The sequence below is a fragment of the Streptomyces sp. NPDC047917 genome (assembly GCF_043204345.1).
In the GTDB taxonomy this organism is placed as follows: Bacteria; Actinomycetota; Actinomycetes; order Streptomycetales; family Streptomycetaceae; genus Streptomyces; species Streptomyces sanglieri.
Genome location: NZ_JBIDCA010000003.1, coordinates 504,287 through 523,418 on the forward strand (window position 1 = coordinate 504,287; position 19,132 = coordinate 523,418).

15 protein-coding genes are annotated in these 19,132 nt (G+C 71.4%); 13 read left to right on the forward strand and 2 right to left on the reverse strand.

Annotated elements, in window-relative coordinates; all coding sequences use genetic code 11:
• The first annotated feature begins 213 nt into the window (after window positions 1–213).
• From ACGF8B_RS09070 to ACGF8B_RS09125, 12 genes are all read left to right on the forward strand, one after another.
• Window positions 214–1,104: an FAD binding domain-containing protein gene (locus ACGF8B_RS09070; RefSeq protein ID WP_392736172.1), complete on the forward strand. Its 891-nt coding sequence runs from the start codon at window positions 214–216 to the stop codon at window positions 1,102–1,104.
• Between the two features lie 2 nt (window positions 1,105–1,106).
• Window positions 1,107–1,700, forward strand: a complete 594-nt coding sequence (locus ACGF8B_RS09075) for a (2Fe-2S)-binding protein (RefSeq protein ID WP_392736173.1) — start codon at window positions 1,107–1,109, stop codon at window positions 1,698–1,700.
• A gap of 2 nt (window positions 1,701–1,702) precedes the next feature.
• Complete coding sequence (gene pucD, locus ACGF8B_RS09080; protein ID WP_392736175.1) at window positions 1,703–4,087, forward strand: xanthine dehydrogenase subunit D; 2,385 nt, start codon at window positions 1,703–1,705, stop codon at window positions 4,085–4,087.
• 450 nt (window positions 4,088–4,537) lie between these two features.
• Window positions 4,538–5,989, forward strand: a complete 1,452-nt coding sequence (locus ACGF8B_RS09085) for an NCS2 family permease (RefSeq protein ID WP_392736177.1) — start codon at window positions 4,538–4,540, stop codon at window positions 5,987–5,989.
• A gap of 70 nt (window positions 5,990–6,059) precedes the next feature.
• A complete protein-coding gene (locus tag ACGF8B_RS09090) occupies window positions 6,060–7,211 on the forward strand; it encodes an XdhC family protein (protein ID WP_392736179.1) in 1,152 nt (383 codons plus the stop codon).
• A 103-nt stretch (window positions 7,212–7,314) separates the two neighbouring features.
• Complete coding sequence (locus tag ACGF8B_RS09095; RefSeq protein ID WP_392736181.1) at window positions 7,315–11,073, forward strand: S8 family serine peptidase; 3,759 nt, start codon at window positions 7,315–7,317, stop codon at window positions 11,071–11,073.
• A gap of 243 nt (window positions 11,074–11,316) precedes the next feature.
• Window positions 11,317–11,619: an urease subunit gamma gene (locus ACGF8B_RS09100; RefSeq protein WP_392736183.1), complete on the forward strand. Its 303-nt coding sequence runs from the start codon at window positions 11,317–11,319 to the stop codon at window positions 11,617–11,619.
• Window positions 11,616–11,936: an urease subunit beta gene (locus tag ACGF8B_RS09105; RefSeq protein WP_392736185.1), complete on the forward strand. Its 321-nt coding sequence runs from the start codon at window positions 11,616–11,618 to the stop codon at window positions 11,934–11,936. Before ACGF8B_RS09100 ends, ACGF8B_RS09105 begins: the two co-directional genes overlap by 4 nt.
• 1 nt (window position 11,937) lies before the next feature.
• Window positions 11,938–13,641 (forward strand): urease subunit alpha, encoded by a 1,704-nt coding sequence (locus ACGF8B_RS09110; protein WP_392736187.1) that lies wholly within the window; start codon window positions 11,938–11,940, stop codon window positions 13,639–13,641.
• Complete coding sequence (locus ACGF8B_RS09115; protein ID WP_392736189.1) at window positions 13,641–14,306, forward strand: urease accessory protein UreF; 666 nt, start codon at window positions 13,641–13,643, stop codon at window positions 14,304–14,306. Before ACGF8B_RS09110 ends, ACGF8B_RS09115 begins: the two co-directional genes overlap by 1 nt.
• Window positions 14,299–15,072, forward strand: a complete 774-nt coding sequence (ureG, locus tag ACGF8B_RS09120; RefSeq protein ID WP_392736191.1) for an urease accessory protein UreG — start codon at window positions 14,299–14,301, stop codon at window positions 15,070–15,072. The genes ACGF8B_RS09115 and ureG overlap by 8 nt, the downstream gene beginning before the upstream one ends.
• The gene (locus tag ACGF8B_RS09125; protein ID WP_392736193.1) at window positions 15,069–15,821 is read left to right on the forward strand and encodes an urease accessory protein UreD; all 753 of its coding nucleotides are present in this window, start codon (window positions 15,069–15,071) and stop codon (window positions 15,819–15,821) included. The genes ureG and ACGF8B_RS09125 overlap by 4 nt, the downstream gene beginning before the upstream one ends.
• Before the next feature lie 85 nt (window positions 15,822–15,906).
• On the opposite strand, the gene ACGF8B_RS09130 is transcribed toward ACGF8B_RS09125, so the two are convergent.
• The gene (locus ACGF8B_RS09130) at window positions 15,907–17,154 is read right to left on the reverse strand and encodes an MFS transporter (RefSeq protein ID WP_392736195.1); all 1,248 of its coding nucleotides are present in this window, start codon (window positions 17,152–17,154) and stop codon (window positions 15,907–15,909) included.
• 233 nt (window positions 17,155–17,387) lie between these two features.
• Between ACGF8B_RS09130 and ACGF8B_RS09135 the strand changes: the two genes are divergently transcribed.
• Window positions 17,388–17,909, forward strand: coding sequence for a DinB family protein (locus ACGF8B_RS09135; protein ID WP_392736196.1), 522 nt, complete (start codon window positions 17,388–17,390; stop codon window positions 17,907–17,909).
• On the opposite strand, the gene ACGF8B_RS09140 is transcribed toward ACGF8B_RS09135, so the two are convergent.
• Window positions 17,910–18,977 (reverse strand): hypothetical protein, encoded by a 1,068-nt coding sequence (locus tag ACGF8B_RS09140; protein WP_392736198.1) that lies wholly within the window; start codon window positions 18,975–18,977, stop codon window positions 17,910–17,912.
• Window positions 18,978–19,132 lie beyond the last annotated feature (155 nt).

Consider the following 19,132-nt stretch of genomic DNA (forward strand, 5'->3'; position numbering starts at 1 on the left):
TCACCGATCCCCGCCATTCGTTCGAATCTACAAGACGCGGAGATCGACCAGCCAACTCCTTCATGGTTTCGGTGACTGCACCGGGTGGAGCACGGCTTGTGTACTTGGCCCCACACCGCGTCAACAACAACATGAACGAACCGAAAGACCAGTCGAGGGCCGGCCGTCCCCAGCCCCCAGCGAACGACCCGATTGAGAAGAAGAGAGCCACTCATGGACTTCCTTCGCCCCGCCAGCTGGGAGGAGGCGCTCGCCGCCAAGGCCGAGCACCCGACGGCTGTGCCCATCGCGGGTGGCACCGATGTGATGGTCGAGATCAACTTCGACCACCGGCGGCCCGAGTACCTCCTGGACCTGAACCGCATCGGAGAGCTGTCCGAGTGGGAGGTGGGCCAGGAGAACGTACGGCTCGGCGCCTCCGTCCCGTACAGCCACATCATGGAGCACCTGCGCGCCGAGCTGCCCGGACTGGCGCTCGCCTCGCACACCGTCGCCTCGCCGCAGATCCGCAACCGCGGCGGCGTCGGGGGCAACCTGGGCACCGCCTCGCCCGCCGGGGACGCCCACCCGGCACTGCTCGCCGCGGGCGCGGAGGTCGAGGCCGAGTCCGTGCGCGGAACCAGGATGATCCCGATCGACGCCTTCTACACCGGCGTCAAGCGCAACGCCCTCGCGCCGGACGAGCTGATCCGGGCCGTGCACATCAAGAAGGCCGACGGTCCGCAGCAGTACTCCAAGGTCGGCACCCGCAACGCGATGGTCATCGCCGTCTGCGCCTTCGGCCTGGCCCTGCACCCCGGGACCCGCACGGTGCGCACCGGAATCGGATCGGCCGCTCCCACGCCCGTACGGGCGAAGGAGGCCGAGGACTTCCTGAACGCCGCGCTGGAGGAGGGCGGGTTCTGGGACAGCCGCGCGATCATCACGCCGTCCGTCGCCAAGCAGTTCGCCGCGCTCGCCGCGGGCGCCTGCAACCCGATCGACGACGTGCGCGGTACCGCGAGCTATCGCCGGCACGCGGTCGGGATCATGGCCCGCCGCACCCTCGGCTGGACCTGGGAGTCGTACCGCGGCAACGGCCGCAGCACCGAAGGAGCTGCCTGATCATGCGCGTCAATTTCACGGTCAACGGTCGCAGGCACGAGGCGGACGACGTCTGGGAGGGCGAGTCCCTCCTCTACGTGCTGCGCGAGCGGATGGGCCTGCCCGGCTCGAAGAACGCCTGCGAGCAGGGCGAGTGCGGCTCCTGCACGGTCCGCCTCGACGGTGTCCCGGTCTGCTCCTGCCTGGTCGCGGCCGGCCAGGTGGAGGGCCGCGAGGTCGTCACGGTGGAGGGCCTCGCGGACTTCGCCGCCCACCGCTCCGAGCAGCACCCCGGCAGCGGCTGCGCCTCCGGCGCGTGCGGCACGGCGCTCGACAGGGCCCGGCGGTGGGAGGCCCGGCCGGCCGGCGAGGAGACCCGGGAGACCGGTGAGCTCTCCCCGATCCAGCAGGCGTTCATCGACGCCGGAGCCGTCCAGTGCGGATTCTGCACCCCCGGCCTGCTGGTCGCCGCCGACGAGCTGCTGGAGCGCAACCCGGAACCGTCCGACGCGGACATCCGCGAGGCGCTCTCCGGCAACCTCTGCCGCTGCACCGGCTACGAGAAGATCCTCGACGCGGTCCGCCTCGCGGCCGCCCGCGCGGAAGAAACGGTCTGACGATGGGCGTAACCGGCAACCCCACCAGCATCAACCAGGGCACCCGCACCAAGGGCGGCATCGGCGAGTCCACGCTCCGCCCCGACGGCATCCTCAAGGTCACCGGCGAGTTCGCGTACTCCTCCGACATGTGGCACGAGGACATGCTCTGGGGCCACACCCTGCGCTCCACGGTCGCGCACGCCGAGATCGTCTCCATCGACACCTCGGAGGCGCTCGCCACGTCCGGCGTCTACGCCGTACTCACCTACGACGACCTGCCGAGCACGGTGAAGAACTACGGCCTGGAGATCCAGGACACCCCGGTCCTCGCCCACGGCAAGGTCCGCCACCACGGCGAACCGGTGGCGCTCGTCGCCGCCGACCACCCGGAGACGGCCCGCCGTGCCGCCGCGAAGATCAGGATCGACTACCGCGAACTGCCCGTCATCACCGACGAGGCCTCCGCGACCGCCCCCGACGCGATCCTCGTCCACGAGGGCCGCGACGACCACCACGCGGGGCACGTACCGCACCCCAACATCGTCCACCGCCAGCCCATCGTCCGCGGCGACGCGGACGCGGCGGCGGCCCGCGCCGATGTCGTCGTGAGCGGTGAGTACGTCTTCGGCATGCAGGACCAGGCATTCCTCGGCCCCGAGTCCGGACTGGCCGTGCCCGCCGAGGACGGCGGCGTCGACCTGTACGTCGCCACCCAGTGGCTCCACTCCGACCTGCGCCAGATCGCACCGGTCCTGGGCCTGCCCGAGGACAAGGTCCGCATGACCCTCTCCGGTGTCGGCGGGGCCTTCGGCGGCCGCGAGGACCTGTCGATGCAGATCCACGCCTGCCTGCTCGCCCTGCGCACCGGCAAGCCGGTCAAGATCGTCTACAACCGGTTCGAGTCCTTCTTCGGCCACGTCCACCGGCACCCGGCGAAGCTCTGGTACGAGCACGGTGCCACCCGCGACGGCAAGCTGACACATATGAAATGTCGCATTGTGCTGGACGGCGGCGCCTACGCGTCCGCCTCCCCGGCCGTCGTCGGCAACGCCTCCTCGCTCTCCGTCGGCCCGTACGTCATCGACGACGTCGACATCGAGGCCATCGCGCTCTACACCAACAACCCGCCGTGCGGCGCCATGCGCGGCTTCGGCGCGGTACAGGCATGCTTCGCCTACGAGGCGCAGATGGACAAGCTCGCGGCCGGACTGGGCATGGACCCGGTCGAGTTCAGGCAGCTCAACGCCATGGAGCAGGGCACCCTGCTGCCGACCGGACAGGTCGTCGACTCGCCCGCCCCGGTCGCCGAGCTGCTGCGACGGGTCAAGGCCAGGCCGCTGCCGCCCGAGCGGCAGTGGGAGGTGGCCGGGGAGCCGGCCGACGTACGCGCGCTGCCCGGCGGACTCTCCAACACCACCCACGGCGAAGGCGTGGTGCGCGGCATCGGCTACGCGGTCGGTCTCAAGAACGTCGGCTTCTCCGAGGGCTTCGACGACTACTCCACCGCCCGGGTACGCATGGAGGTCGTCGCCGGTGAACCGGTCGCCACCGTGCACACCGCCATGGCGGAGGTCGGGCAGGGCGGTGTCACCGTGCACGCCCAGATCGCCCGAACCGAACTCGGCGTCTCGCAGGTCACCATCAACCCGGCCGACACCCGGGTCGGCTCGGCCGGTTCCACCTCCGCGTCCCGCCAGACCTACGTCACCGGCGGCGCCGTGAAGCACTCCTGCGAGGCCGTCCGCGAGAAGGTCCTGGAGATGGGGCGCCGCAAGTTCGGTACGTACCACCCCGCCTGGGCCACCGCCGAACTGCTCCTGGAGGGCGGCAAGGTCGTCACCGACGGCGGCGAGGTGCTGGCCGACCTGGTCGATGTGCTGGAGGACGAGGCGGTCGACATCGAGCTGGAGTGGCGCCACCGGCCCACCGAGGCGTTCGACCTGCGCACCGGACAGGGCAACGGCCATGTCCAGTACTCCTTCGCCGCCCACCGCGCGGTCGTCGAGGTCGACACCGAACTCGGCCTGGTCAAGGTCATCGAACTGGCCTGCGCCCAGGACGTCGGCAAGGCGCTCAACCCGCTCTCCGTCGTCGGCCAGATCCAGGGCGGCACGATCCAGGGCATGGGCATCGCGGTGATGGAGGAGATCATCGTCGATCCCACGACCGCGAAGGTCAGGAACCCGTCCTTCACGGACTACCTGCTTCCCACGATCCTCGACACGCCGACCATCCCCGTCGACGTGCTCGAACTCGCCGACGAGCACGCCCCGTACGGGCTGCGTGGCATCGGCGAGGCCCCCACCCTGTCGTCGACCCCGGCCGTCCTCGCGGCGATCCGGAACGCGACGGGCCTGGAGCTCAACCGGACGCCGGTACGCCCCGAGCACCTCACCGGCGCCTGAGCCGCGGCTCCGACCGAACTCTCCGGGCGGTGCGTGCCTCCCAGGAACGTCACACTTCCGTCGCCCGCACCGCCCGGAGTTCCGCAATACCGCAGCACCGCAGTACCGCGACACACGGCAGTACCCGCAGCGCGGCAGCAGCCGCAGGGAGGGTGACGCCGCACATGTAGCACGTCACACCACATCGTGCGTGTCGCGTCGCACCACCGGCAACACGTCACGCCGTCAGTACGACGTCACATCGCCAGTGCCACGTCGCACCGTCAGTACGACGTCACATCGCCAACACCACGTCACACCGCTAACACCACGTCACACGTCACATTCCACTCTGCATGAACAGTTCGCCTCGGGCCGTCCCCCGGGTCGTGCCGCCAGCGCAGTCATCCCAAATCCCGCATATCGATTCTTCATCGCGGGTGCCCCTGTGAACCTTGGGAGTCAGGCATCATGACCCAGCAGTCAGTGGAGCCCAGGACAAGTGCGGAAGACGCGGCCTCAGGCTCGCGCGTCCCCGCCGGAAGATCCTGGCTCGACCGGTACTTCCACATCTCCGACCGTGGCTCCACCGTCGCACGCGAAGTGCGCGGCGGCATCACCACCTTCATGGCGATGTGTTACATCCTCCTGCTCAACCCGCTCCTGCTGTCCGGGCCCGACGCGGCGGGCGACCGGCTCAGCCACGCCGGACTGATCACCGCGACCGCCCTGGCCGCGGCCGTCTCCACCCTGCTGATGGGCTTCATCGGCAAGGTGCCCCTCGCCCTCGCCGCGGGACTCTCCGTCTCCGGCGTGCTCGCCACCCAGGTGGCACCCCACATGACGTGGCCGCAGGCCATGGGCATGTGCGTGATGTACGGCGCCGTGATCGTTCTGCTGGTCGTCACCGGGCTGCGCGAGATCATCATGAACGCGATACCGCTGGCCCTGAAGCACGGCATCACCATCGGCATCGGCATGTTCATCGCGCTGATCGGCCTGGTCAACGCCGGCTTCGTCGGCAAGGGCGCCCCCGTCACGCTCGGTACCGGCGGGCAGCTCACCGGCTGGCCGGTACTCCTCTTCTGCGTCACCCTGCTGCTCATCTTCATGCTCCAGGCCCGCAATGTGCCCGGCGCGATCCTGATCGGCATCGTCGTCGGCACGGTCCTCGCCGTCATCGTCAACGCGGTCACCGACATCAGCCCCAAGGCCTGGGGCGGCAGCGCACCCGAACTGCAGGGCAGCGCGGTCTCGATGCCCGACTTCGGGCTCTTCGGCCATGTCGAGTTCGGCGGCTGGGGCGACATCGGCGTGATGACCGTCGGCATGATCGTCTTCACCCTGGTGCTGGCCGGCTTCTTCGACGCGATGGCGACCATCATCGGGGTCGGCACCGAGGCCGGACTCGCCGACAGCAAGGGCCGGATGCCGGGCCTGTCCAAGGCCCTGTTCATCGATGGCGCGGGCGGCGCGATCGGCGGCGTCTCCGGGGCGTCCGGCCAGACCGTCTTCATCGAGTCCGCGACCGGTGTCGGTGAAGGCGCCCGTACCGGCCTGTCCTCCGTTGTCACCGGTGTGCTCTTCGCCGCCGGACTGTTCTTCACCCCGCTCGCCCAGATCGTGCCGGGACCGATCGCCGCCGCGGCGCTCGTCGTCATCGGCGCGATGATGATGCAGAACGCCCGCCACGTCGACTGGAGCGACCGCGCCGTCGCCGTGCCGGTCTTCCTGACCGTGGCACTGATGCCGTTCACCTACTCGATCACCGCCGGTGTCGGCGCCGGAGTGATCTCCTTCGCCGCGATCAAGGCGGCGCAGGGCAAGTTCCGTGAGGTGGGCGTCTTCATGTGGGTACTGACCGCCGTGTTCGTCGTGTACTTCGCGCTCAGCCCGATCGAGAGCTGGATCGGCGCCAAGTAGCAGCCGAGCGGTAGCGGCCCGTGCCGGGCCCCCGCCCGCCCCTCCGCACACCCGTAGAAGGAGAGACGCCATGCTGGACATCGCCGAGGAGCTGGACCGGTGGGTCGAGCAGGGACGCGAATTCGCCGTGGCCACCGTCGTGGCGGTCGGCGGCAGTGCGCCCCGGCAGCCCGGAGCCGCGCTCGCCGTCGACCGCGACGGCACGGCGATCGGTTCCGTCTCCGGCGGGTGTGTGGAGGGCGCGGTCTACGAACTGTGCGAGCAGGCGCTGGCCGACGGCACCGCGGTGCGCGAACGGTTCGGCTACAGCGACGAGGACGCCTTCGCGGTCGGACTGACCTGCGGCGGCGTCATCGACATCCTGGTGACACCGGTCCGTGCGGACGACCCCGCACGGGCGGTGTTGGCCGCCGCGCTCGCCGCCGCCGCCCGGGGGACGGCGGCGGCGCTCGCCAGGATCACCGACGGGCCGGCCGAACTCCTCGGCCGCCCCCTGCTCGTCCGTTCCGACGGCTCGTACGAGGGCGGGCTCGGCGGGCATCCGGAGCTGGACCGCACCGCCGCGGCCGACGCCCGCGCCATGCTGGACACGGGCCGCACCGGCCCCGTCACCATCGGCACCGACGGCTCGCGCTGCGGCCGGCCGATCACCCTGCTCGTCGAATCCAGCGTTCCGCCGCCCCGGATGATCGTCTTCGGGGCCATCGACTTCGCCTCGGCGCTGGTCCGCGCGGGCAAGTTCCTCGGGTACCACGTGACATTGTGCGACGCCCGCCCGGTCTTCGCGACGAAGGCCCGCTTCCCCGAGGCCGACGAACTGGTCGTCGACTGGCCGCACCGCTATCTCTCGGAGACCGAGGTCGACGCGCGCACCGTCCTGTGCGTCCTCACCCACGACGCCAAGTTCGATGTCCCGCTGCTGGAACTCGCGTTGAAGCTGCCGGTCGCCTATGTCGGGGCGATGGGCTCGCGCCGCACCCATCTGGAGCGCAACGACCGGCTGCGCGACGTCGGAGTCACGGAGCTGGAACTGGCCAGGCTGCACTCGCCGATCGGTCTCGATCTCGGAGCGCGCACCCCCGAGGAGACCGCGCTCTCGATCGCCGCGGAAATCGTCGCCGACCGGCGCGGCGGCAGTGGCGTACCGCTCAAGGGCGCGCACACGCCGATCCATCACGAGGCCGGTCAGCCGCCCACCGGAGTGATCACTTCGGTGGCCTGAACCGGCCCCCGGAACCCGTCCGCCCAGGGCGGGTTGCCGCCACGGCGGCTTCACGCCAGTGCCAACTCGGCCGTAGCCGCGCATTTGCCGGTAGATCAGCAGCATGACTCCTTCACCTTCCTCCGCCTCCGGCCGGGCGAGATCCGCCCGTACCGGGCGCAGGGCGCTGCTGCTGGCGACCGCGGTCGCCCTCATGAGCGGCGCTCTGGTCCCCGCAGCCGGTGCCGCCTCCGCCGCGGGCGCGGACACGCCCCGACCCGCCGACCGCCGAGTCCCCTCCGTCCAGGAGTACGACATCACCCTGCTCACGGGCGATGTCGTGCACTACACCGACGGCGCCGGCAAGCAGGACACCGTCACCGTGGACCGCCCCGACGGCGCGTTCGGCGGAGTGCACGTCCAGCAGGCCGGCGACGACATCTACGTACTGCCCGACGAGGCCACCGCACTGCTCGCGGCCGGGAAGCTGGACCGCAGACTGTTCAACGTCTCCGCGCTCGCGAAGATGGGGTACGACGACAAGCGGTCGGGCGGCATCCCGATGATCGCCACCTACCCGGCGGGCAAGGGCCGTTCGCTGCCCGCCGCCCCGCGAGGCGCCGAGAAGGTCCGTACCCTCGAAAGCATCCACGGCGCCGCGCTGAAGGCGGACAAGGACACCGCCCGTACCTTCTGGAACGGCATAACCACCACCCCCGCGGCCCGTTCGCTGGACGGCGGCATCACCAGGCTCTGGCTCGACGGCCGGGCCGAGGCGGCGCTCAAGGACTCGGTGCCGCAGGTCAACGCCCCGCAGGCCTGGGCCGAGGGGTACGACGGCAAGGGCTCCAAGGTCGCCGTCCTGGACACCGGCATCGACGCGACGCACCCGGACGTCAAGGACCGCATCCTGGAGACCAGGAGCTTCGTGCCGGGCGAGGAGGTCGTCGACCGCAACGGCCACGGCACCCACGTCGCCTCCACGATCGCGGGCTCCGGCGCGGCCTCCGAGGGCGTCAACAAGGGCGTCGCCCCGGGCGCCGGCCTGATCGTCGGCAAGGTGCTCAGCGACGAGGGCTCCGGTGCCGACTCCGGCATCATCGAAGCCATGGAGTGGGCGAAGGCCGAGGGCGCCGACGTCGTCTCCATGAGCCTCGGCTCCAGCATTCCGGACGACGGCTCCGACCCCATGTCCCAGGCCGTCGACGCGCTTTCCGCCGACGGCGGTCCGCTGTTCGTGATCGCCGCGGGCAACGCCTACGGCGCGGGCACCATCGGCTCGCCCGGCTCGGCGCAGAAGGCGCTCACCATCGCCGCCGTAGACAAGCAGGACAACCGCGCGGACTTCTCCTCGATGGGCCCGCTGGTCAGGTCGTACGGGCTCAAGCCCGACCTGTCCGCACCGGGCGTGGACATCAACGCGGCCGCCTCGCAGTCGGTCCCGGGCATCGAGGGCATGTACCAGTCGATGTCCGGTACGTCGATGGCGACCCCGCACGTCGCGGGCGCGGCGGCGATCCTGAAGCAGCGTCACCCCGACTGGTCCGGTCAGCGGATCAAGGACGCGCTGATGAGCTCGTCCAAGCAGCTGACGGACCACACCCCGTACGAGCAGGGCACCGGCCGGCTCGATGTGAAGGCGGCGGTCGACACCACGATCGAGGCCACCGGCTCCGTCGCGGTCGCCTCCTACGACTGGCCGCACTCCCCGTCCGACCCGGTCGCCGAGCGGACCATCACGTACCGCAACACGGGTGCGAAGGACGTCACGCTCGCTCTGGCGACGGACACGGACGCCGACGCGTACACCCTCTCGGCGAAGCAGCTCACCGTCCCGGCCGGCTCCACCGCCGAGGCCGTGCTCTCGCTGGACCCGTCGAAGGTCGCGAACAACACCCAGTTCTCCGGCCAGGTCGTCGCCAAGGACGCGGCGGGCACCACCGTCGCCCACACCGGCTTCGCCCTGAACAAGGAGCAGGAGCTGTACGACCTGAAACTCCAGCTCCGTGACCGGGGCGGCAAGCCGATGGACGGCGTCGTCGTCCTCGGTGCCCTCGGCGACCCCCAGCTGATGCCGGTCCAGGTGTCGGGCGAGACCACGCTCCGGCTCCCGCCGGGCAACTACACCGCGTGGACGGCCGCCGACATCGCCGGTGACCGCGCGGACTCCAGGGCCCTCGCCTTCCTCGCGGCCCCCGAGATCATCCTGGACAAGCCGTCCACGGTGACCCTGGACGCCTCCGAGGCCCGCAAGGTCAGCGTGCGGACGCCCAAGGAGACCGAGACCCGGCAGCTGCGCTACGACATGGCACGTACCGCACCGGACGGCACCGTCCAGCGCGACGCGTACCAGATCCCGCTGACGTACGACCAGCTGTGGGCGAGCCCCACCGAGAAGGTCACCCAGGGCAGCTTCTCGTTCCTGACCCGCTGGCGGCAGGGCGAGAAGCTGATCGACCTGACGGCCGGCGGCCGTGATGTCCCGGTGACCGTGCAGGGCGGTTCGCCGGTCGCGGAGAGCGGCAGGAAGAAGCTCGCCGCCGTCTTCGCGGGCAACGGCGCGGCGGCCGACTACAAGGGCCTGGACGCCAAGGGCAAGGCGGTCGTCGTCCGCCGCAGCGACGCGGTCGCCCCCGAGGACCGGGCCGCGAACGCGGTGGCCGCGGGCGCCGAGGCGCTCTTCGTCGTCAACGACGGCGACGGCGTCGCGATGGAGACGTACGCCCCCTACGGCACCGAGACCGCCGTCCCGGTCGCCTCGGTCCAGCGCCTGGCCGGCGAGAAGCTGATCGAGACGGCCCGGCACGGCTCGAAGGTGACGATCGAGCAGCGCAGGTTCGCCCGCTACGTGTACGACCTGGTCGACCGCCACGACGGCGTCGTCCCGGACCGCTCACTGGCGTACGCCCCGTCGGCCGGCCGGCTGGCGAAGGTGAAGAACACCTTCTACGGCCACAAGGACGTGCTCGGCGGCGGCTACCGCTACGACATCCCGGACTACGGACCGGGGATCGGCTTCGAGGAGTACGAGAAGTTCCCCGGCACCCGCGAGGAGTGGGTCACCCCGCTGCCGGGCGCCTCGTTCTGGTACGAGAACCACTCGGTCCTGAACGCCGACGAGTCGGGTTCCGCGCAGGAGATGCGCAGCGGCGAGCTGGACTACACGGCGGGCCGCACCTACCCGGCCCAGTGGTTCGCCCCGATCACCCGGCCGCGCCTGGGCACCGGCTACTGGGGTCCGTTCCGGTCCGTCTACAACGACATCCAGTACAACTTCACCCCGTGGACGGACTCCGGAGCGGGCCACTCGGGCGCCATGCCGGAGGACGAGTACGACACCACCACCACGGCCTTCTTCCAGGGCGACACCCTGATCAAGAAGGCCGCGGGGCGAGCCGGCTTCGCCTGGGACGTCTCGCCCGAGAAGCTGCCGTACCGCTTCGTCCTCGACTCCGCCCGCGACAGCGACCGGTGGCGGACGTCCACCCGCACCCACACCGAGTGGAACTTCGTCTCGGGTGCCATGGACGAGAACGGCCCGTTCCAGGCCGACATCCCGATGCTCCAGCTGGACTACGAGGTCGACACCGACCTGGCCGGGGACGTCAGGGCCGGCAAGTGGACCGAGGTCGGTCTCTCCTCCGGTACGCAGGAGTGGCTGGACGGTGCGGTGAAGGCCTCCGGGGCCTCGCTGTCGGTCAGCTACGACGACGGGGACACCTGGGAGGCGGTGCAGCTCCGCAAGGACGCGGCCGGCTCCTGGACCGCCCGGTTCAAGACCCCGAAGAAGGCGGGCTCGTTCGTCTCGCTGAAGGCGCACGCCGAGGCGGCCGACGGCCTGGGCGTGGACCAGGAGATCATCCGGGCCTTCGGCCTGAAGTGACCTGCTGAGCTTTGCTCTTGAGGCGGCCGTGAACCCCGCGCCGGGGTGCACGGCCGCCTCTCTTTACTGTTTCTTGATGGACAAAATTTGTCTACTTTGCCCGTATATGGTGGGCGATAAGGGCAGAAAGGGACTTATCGCGGAGCGGTGCAAGTTGCCACGGCGTGGTCGGGAGGCTTATAAGAGGAACGTGGCCAGGGCGATTCCGGGAATTCCGGGGACTGCCGCCATGGAGGTTTCCCAATGTTTCTCACTCCGTCCGACACGGAGAAATTGCTGCTGAGCGTCGCCGGAATGGTCGCTCGTGACAGACGGGATCGTGGCGTTCGGCTCAACTACCCCGAGGCCGTCGCGCTGCTCTCCTGCTGGGCCGTGGAACGTGCTCGCGAGGGTGCCCTCGTGAGCGACCTGATGGTCGCGGGACGGAATGTCCTCACCCGCGCTGACGTGCTGGAAGGTGTTCCTGAGATGCTGCATGACGTCCAGGTCGAGGCGACCTTCCCGGACGGGCGCAAGCTCGTCACGATCACCTCGCCGATCCCGTGATCCCCGGTGAGATCCGGACCGGTCCCGGTGAACTGAAAATCAACGACACTCGTACTCAATTGCATGTGACCGTGGTGAACGACGGTGATCGTCCTATTCAGATCGGCTCGCATCTGCATTTCTCCGACGCGAATCCGGCACTTTCTTTCGACCGGTCCCTGACCGAAGGATTCCGGCTCGACATTCCCTCCGGTACTTCTCTGCGCTTCGAGCCCGGAGTGGGTGCCGAGGTCACCCTCGTCGAGCTGGGGGGCCGCCGGAAGGTGCCCGGCATCGTCGTGCCGGGCACCCGCGCCGCCCGAATAGATGGCATGTGACATGGCACAAATGACCCGCGCCGCCTACGCGTCGCTCTACGGACCCACCACCGGCGACCGCGTCCGTCTCGCCGACACCGACCTCTGGATCGAGGTCGAGGAGGACCGCTGCTTCGGCGGAGACGAGGCCGTGTTCGGCGGCGGCAAGTCCATCCGCGAATCCATGGCCCAGTCCACCGCCGCACGCGCCGACGGCGCCCTCGACCTCGTCATCACCAATGTCGTCGTCCTCGACCACTGGGGCATCGTCAAGACCGACGTGGGCGTCCGGGCCGGCCGCATCGTCGCGCTCGGCCGCTCCGGGAACCCGGACATCAGCGACGGCGTCCACCCCGACCTGGTCATCGGACCCGGCACCGACGTGGTCTCCGGCGAGGGCCGTGTCCTCACCGCCGGAGCCGTCGACACCCACGTCCACTTCCTCATGCCGCAGACCCTGCACGAGGCCCTCGCCACCGGCACCACCACCGTCATCGGCGGCGGCACCGGCGCCACCGAGGGCTCCAAGGCCACCACCGTCACCCCCGGCGCCTGGAACCTCGCGATGATGCACCGGTCCCTGGACCGGGTCCCGCTCAACGTCATGCTCTTCGCCAAGGGCTCCACCGTCGGCGAGGAGGCCCTGCGCGAGGCGGCGCTCGGCGGGGCCGGCGGCTACAAGGTCCACGAGGACTGGGGCGCCACCCCCGCCGCCATCGACGCGGCGCTGAAGGCCGCCGACGCACACGGCCTCCAGGTCGCCCTGCACGCCGACAGCCTCAACGAGGCCGGCTACGTCGAAGGGACCCTCGACGCCATCGCCGGACGCGGCATCCACGTCTTCCACGCCGAGGGCGCGGGCGGCGGCCACGCACCCGACATCATCACCGTCGCCTCGCACCCCAACATCCTTCCGGCGTCCACCAATCCGACGCTGCCGCACACCGTCAACACCGTCGCCGAACACCTCGACATGCTGATGGTCTGCCACCACCTCAACCCGCGCGTCCCCGAGGACCTCGCCTTCGCCGAGTCCCGCATCCGCGCCACCACCATCGCGGCCGAGGACGTCCTGCACGACATCGGCGCACTCTCCATCACCTCCTCGGACGCCCAGGCCATGGGCCGCATCGGCGAGGTCGTCTGCCGCACCTGGCAGGTCGCGCACGTGATGAAGCAGCGCTTCGGCGACCGCGGCAGCGAACTGCCCGCCGACAACGAACGCGCCCGCCGCTACGTCGCCAAGTACACGATCTGCCCCGCGGTCGCCCACGGCATCGACCATGTCGTCGGCTCCGTCGAACCCGGCAAGCTCGCCGACCTGGTGCTCTGGGACCCCGCCTTCTTCGGCATCCGCCCCGCCGCCGTCATCAAGGGCGGCATGGTGGTGTACGCGCCGCTCGGTGACGCCAACGCCGCGATCCCCACCACCCAGCCCGTCCTGATGCGACCCACCGCCGCCGCCGAGGCCGCCCCGCACCTCTCGGTCAGCTTCGTGGCCCCGGCCGCCCTGGAGGACGGACTGGCCGAACGGCTCGGTCTGGTACGGGAGTTGGTCGCCGTGCGCCCCACCCGGCACCTCACCAAGGCGGACCTGCCGAACAACACGGCGCTCCCCGACATCGACGTCGACCCGGAGACCTTCGCCATCCGGATCGACGGAGAGCTCGTGGAGCCCGCGCCCGCCACCGAACTGCCGCTGGCCCAGCGGTACTCCATGTTCTGATGGCGGGCCTGGCACACCTGCTGCTCGGTGACGGACGGCTCCCGGTCGGCGCGTACACCTACAGCGCGGGACTCGAACCGGCCGTCGCGGCGGGTCTCACCCGGGACCGGATCCCCGCCCTGCTGCGGGCCCGGCTGCACACCGCGGCCGTCACCGAGGCCGCCGCCGCGGTACTCGCCCTGCGCGCCGCCGGGCGGGATCCGGTGGACTACGGCCCCGTACAACAGGCCCTCGCCGCCCGGACCCCGGCCGCACCCCTGCGCGAGGCATCGGCGACGCTCGGCCGCGGTGTGCGGCGCCTGGCGCGCCGGCTGGATCCCGGACACCCGGCGGTCACCGCCCTGGCCGGGATCAGCCCCCGCCCGCTGCGGCCGGTGGCCCTCGGCGCGCTCGGGGCCGTCCTGCGGGTGACGGAGGAGGAGCTGGCGCGCGGCGTCGTCTACGACGAACTGCAGACCATCACCTCAGCGGCGCTCAAGCTGCTGCCCGGCGACCCGCTGGACTCGGTCGCCTGGATCCTCGACGCCGAGCCGTACGCGGCGGCCGCGGTGGCCGAGGCCCTCGCCGTACGGACCCCGGCCGGCCTGCCCGCCCGTACACCCCCGCTCACCGAACAGTGGGCGCTCGAACACGCACAACGAGAACGGAGACTCTTCCTTGCCTGACCAGCACATCGACACCACGCCCGGCCGGCACCCCGACACCACGCCCGGCCGGCACATCGACCACAACACCCCGCACCTTCCGCACGACCACCCGCGACGCGCGCTGCGCCTCGGTGTGGCCGGGCCGGTCGGCACCGGCAAGAGCTCGATCCTGGCCACCCTCTGCCGTGAGCTGGCCGGCGAACTCGCCATGGCCGTCGTCACCAACGACATCTACACCGACGAGGACGCCCGGTTCCTCCGCTCGGCCGGGGTACTGCCCACCGAGCGCATCCGGGCCGTCGAGACGGGCGCCTGCCCGCATACCGCGATCCGGGACGACGTCAGCGCCAACCTCGACGCGGTCGAGGACCTGGAGGAGGCGTACGGACCGCTCGACCTGGTGCTCGTCGAGAGCGGTGGCGACAACCTCACCGCCACCTTCAGCCCGGCCCTCGCCGATGCCCAGCTCTTCTGCATCGACGTCGCGGGCGGCGGCGATGTCGCCCGCAAGGGCGGCCCCGGCATCACCGGCGCCGACCTCCTGATCATCAACAAGACCGACCTCGCGCCCCACGTGGAGGTCGACGTGGCGGCGATGGTCGCCGACGCGTCGCGGGCCCGCGAGGGCCTGCCGGTCCTCGCGCTCTCCCGGCACGACCCGGCATCGGTGGCCGAACTCGCCGACTGGGTACGCGAGTTGCTCGTACGCCACCGTTCCGGAACCCATGTACCCACGGATCCGGGCCCGATGGCGCCGCACAGCCACAGCCACGACGGCTCATGACCCGGGAGTCCGCCGAGCCCACGGTCGTCACGGTGGAGCTCGACGGTTCGGGACGCCACATCGCTCGGGAACTGCGCCCCGGCTCCTTCCTCGCGCCCCGGCCCCTGCTGCCGTCCCCCGACCGTCTGCGGATCGCGCTGGTCGGCACCCGGGCGGGTCTGCTCGCGGGCGACGATCTGCGGCTGGACGTCTCGGTCGGCCCCGGCGCCCGGCTGGAGCTGGTCGAGCCGTCCGGCCTGGTCGCGTACGACCACCGTGGCGGCACATCGAGCTGGCGGGCCCGCGTGGGCATCGCCGAGGGCGGCGAACTCCACTGGGACGCCCGGCCGTTCGTGATCTCGACGGGTGCCCGGGTCGAGCGCTCGATGGAGGTGTCACTGGCGGCCGGGGCGCGGATGCTGTGGCGCGACACCCTGGTTCTCGGGCGTTCCGGCGAGCGGGGCGGCGGGGTGCGGGCGATGACGCGTGCCACGTACGACGGCTGCGAGCTGCTGGTCGAGGACCTGGACCTGACGGACCCGGAGATACGTGAACTCCCCGGCATCCTGGGCCCCAACCGTGTCATCGGTTCGGTCACCGTGCTCGGCGCCACCCCGGCCGGCCGGCCCCACCCGTACCGCATGGACCTGGCGGGGCCGGGGGCGCAGGTACGGCTGCTGGACACGGTGGCGCCGGCCGCCGAGGCGGAACTGGCCGCCGTCTGGGCCCAATGGCTCGCGGACGGCGGCCCGGGAGCGCCGGGTCGGTGAAGCAGCCGGTAGCGGTGGTGACGGCCACCGCCGTCAAGAACGCCGTGGCGCTCGCCGGCACACGGCCTGCCCGGCGCCGCGCCGGTCACGACCGGCCGCCCGCACCGCCGTCCGCCGAGCCGCGCGTCACCACGGCCGCACACAACAGCGCCGGGACCGCCGCGACCGCGAAGCAGACGGCGGGCGACAGGCGGTCCACCAGCAGACCCACCACCGCGACGCCCACCGACGACCCCGCGTTGATCGCGGTGTTCACCCAGGCGCCCGCCTGCGTACGGCTGCCCGCGCCCACCGACTCGTCCGCGATGAGGTAGGCGGTGGTCAGGGCGGGCGCGATGAACAGCCCGGCCACCGCGGTGACCGCGGCCAGGACGTACACATTCGGCGACAGCCCCGCTCCGACCATGGCGGCGCCCAGGCCGACGGCCAGCAGCGGCAGCCGTACCCGGTTCGACGCCCGCCAGGAGACGGCGCCGTAGGCCAGTCCACCGACCGCGCTACCGGCCGAGAGCGCGGCGAGCACCCACGACACCGCCCCGCTCTGGTGACGCTGCTCGGTGAACGCCACCACCAGCAGATCCAGACCTCCCAGGCACAGCCCCACGGCCGCCGTCACCAGCACCGCGCGCCGCAGTCCGACGATGCCGAGCAACCGCCGCCCGGACGGCGGCACGTCCGTACCGGGCGCCGCGTCATCGGACGGAGCCGCGCGCCTGCCGCGCACCGCCGGTGAGGACACCAGTGCCAGCGTGCCCACGAACACCAGCGCGGCGCTGATCGCGAGGCCGGCCGCGGGCGGAGCGAACCTCACGACCAGCCCCACCAGCAACGGGCCGCTGACGAAGAGGAGTTCCTCGGCCACACCGTCCAGGCTGTAGGCGCGCCGCAGCAGTTCCCGGTCGGTGACGAGGTCGCTCCACAGGGTCCGCATCACCGGCCCCAGCGGCGGAGTGGAGGCCCCCGCCGCAGCGGTCAGCACCCCCAGCAGGACCGCCGGGGCCCCCGGCCGCCAGGTGGCGTACGCCAGCGCGGCGAGCAGCGCCGCGTAGAGGCCGGCCATCGGCGGCAGGACCCGGCGCGGTCCGTGCCGGTCGATCAGCGCGGCGCGGGCGGGGGAGAGGAAGACGCTGGTCGCCCCGAACACGGCCATGACGGCCCCGGCGACGGAGTAGGAGCCGGTGGAGGCGTTCACCGCCAGCATCAGGGAAAGGGAGACCATCCCGTACGACAGCCGCCCCAGCAGGGCGGCGCCGAAGGTGCGGGTGGCATGAGGGGTGCGCAGGACGGTGGCGTACGAAGGCGTGCGTGCGGGCACGGGTGAGGGCGAAAGCATCGATACGTTCCTCGGGAGGGCAGCGCGGCAGAGGGCGCTGCGGGCATGCGGGGACACCGGAGTGCCGCACCCGGCGGAAGCAGGGGTGCGGTCGGAGCGGGGTCCTACGCACGGGAGAGGAACATGGCGGCCAAGGTACCAGGACGACAGGGCCGGGACGAGGGGAGTTCGGCGGTCGCATCCGCCGACGGGTGAGGTGAGGTGTGACATCGGCGCGGGTAGCATCGACGTCCATGCCGCCCTCCTCGTACCCCTCCCGCACGCGCCCGGACTTCGAGGCGGACGAGCGGACCCAGCTCGTCGGCTGGCTCGACACACAGCGGGCCACCGCCCGCTGGAAGTGCGAGGAACTGTCGGAGGCGGACGCGCACCGCGCCGTTCTGCCGTCCTCCCCGCTCATGACGGTGGCGGGTGTCATGTCACACCTTCGCTGGGCCGAGCACCTCTGGTTCGAGGTCGTCCTGCTGGGCCGCCCGGCCGTGGGGCCGGTGTTCGACGAACCGGATGACTCCGACATGAGGGTCGAGGGCGTTCCGCTCGCGAAGCTCCTCGACGACTACGACCGGCAGGTCGCGGTGTCGAACGGGATCTTCGACGGACGGTCGCTCGACGACGTGGGCCGGCACCCGGACTTCGACGCGTCGGGCGCGAGCCTGCGCTGGATCATGTTCCACATGATCGAGGAGACCGCCCGGCACGCGGGCCACCTGGACGCCATCAGGGAGCTCCTGGACGGCCGGACCGGCCACTACTGATCAGGCCGGCGCCCGGCGCCCCCGCCCGGGTCGGCCGGTGACGTCGGTGCAGGCCGCCATGATCTCTTCGGCGGCCCGCCGGAGAGCGGGGAGGAAGGCGATGACCTCCTCGCCCCGGCGGACGAGGTCGTCGGCGGATGTGATTCCGAGGTCGGCGACCGCCTCCAGGAAGGCCGGGAGGCGTGCCTGGTGCAGTCCGGGGGCGTCCGCGGCCAGTACGGTGTGACATCGCGCGAAGGTGGCGATGATCCAGAACACCGCTTCGCGATGGTCGCCCCGCTCGACGAGATGCCGGCTGCCGTCGATCGCGACCGGCCGGGCCCCGGGCGTGATGTCGCCGCTGAAGAAGAACGGCGTACGGGCGACCGCCGCCGTGGCGTCGAAGGTGCGGGCCAGCTCGTCCAGGTGGTGCCCCGTCCTGGCGGCCGGCAGCCGTGCGCACCCCAGGAGCTCCAGCAGCTCCGGGTACAGATGCGCCTGCCCGTACGTGTCGAGGACCTCCCGCGCCGCCGGGTACCGCAGGCGGACCGTGGGGTTGCGCAGTGCGGCGACCAGCAGGACATGGGTGGTGACCCCGGTCGGGAACAGCCAGGACGTCACCTGCTCGTGGAAGGGCGCCGAGGCGTCGAAGGCGGCCAGGCGGGTCTCGATCCGGCGTTCGGCGTCCTGGCATCTGCGGCGCACCCAGCGCCGCTCGGCGAACCGGCGCGACACGTCCGCCCGCAGCCCGCGCAGCCGGCCCGTCGGGTCGTCGATGACCGTGTCCCGGCGGAAGCTTCCCGCGAGGTGGTACGAGGAGAGCACCACGTCCACCGGGGCGAGTTCCTCCCACGGCAGATGACTGACCTCCAGCAGCGCACCCCGGAAGCGGAACTTTCCGGGCCCGGCCGGCGGACCCGGCGCGGCGGTGACGACCACCACGTCCACGTCCGAGAACGGGGACAGCTCGGCGTCGTCCGGCAGCCCCACCGTGGAGCCGCTGAAATAGGCACCTCGGAAGCCGGCTTCGGGCCGGGCGTGCTCGGCGACCCACTGGACCGCGGCCGATCGGGCCGTACCGACTCTCACGCGCAACCTCGTTCCTCCGGATCGCTCCGGGGCATCACCGTATGCCGTACCCGGCGCGGACCGCGCCCGCCGAAGCGTGTCACTCGTTGCCGGGCGCGTGGCGGAGGTGTCAACTACCGGGGTGCCGGGCAACCGTGCGGCACCACGCCTCCGGC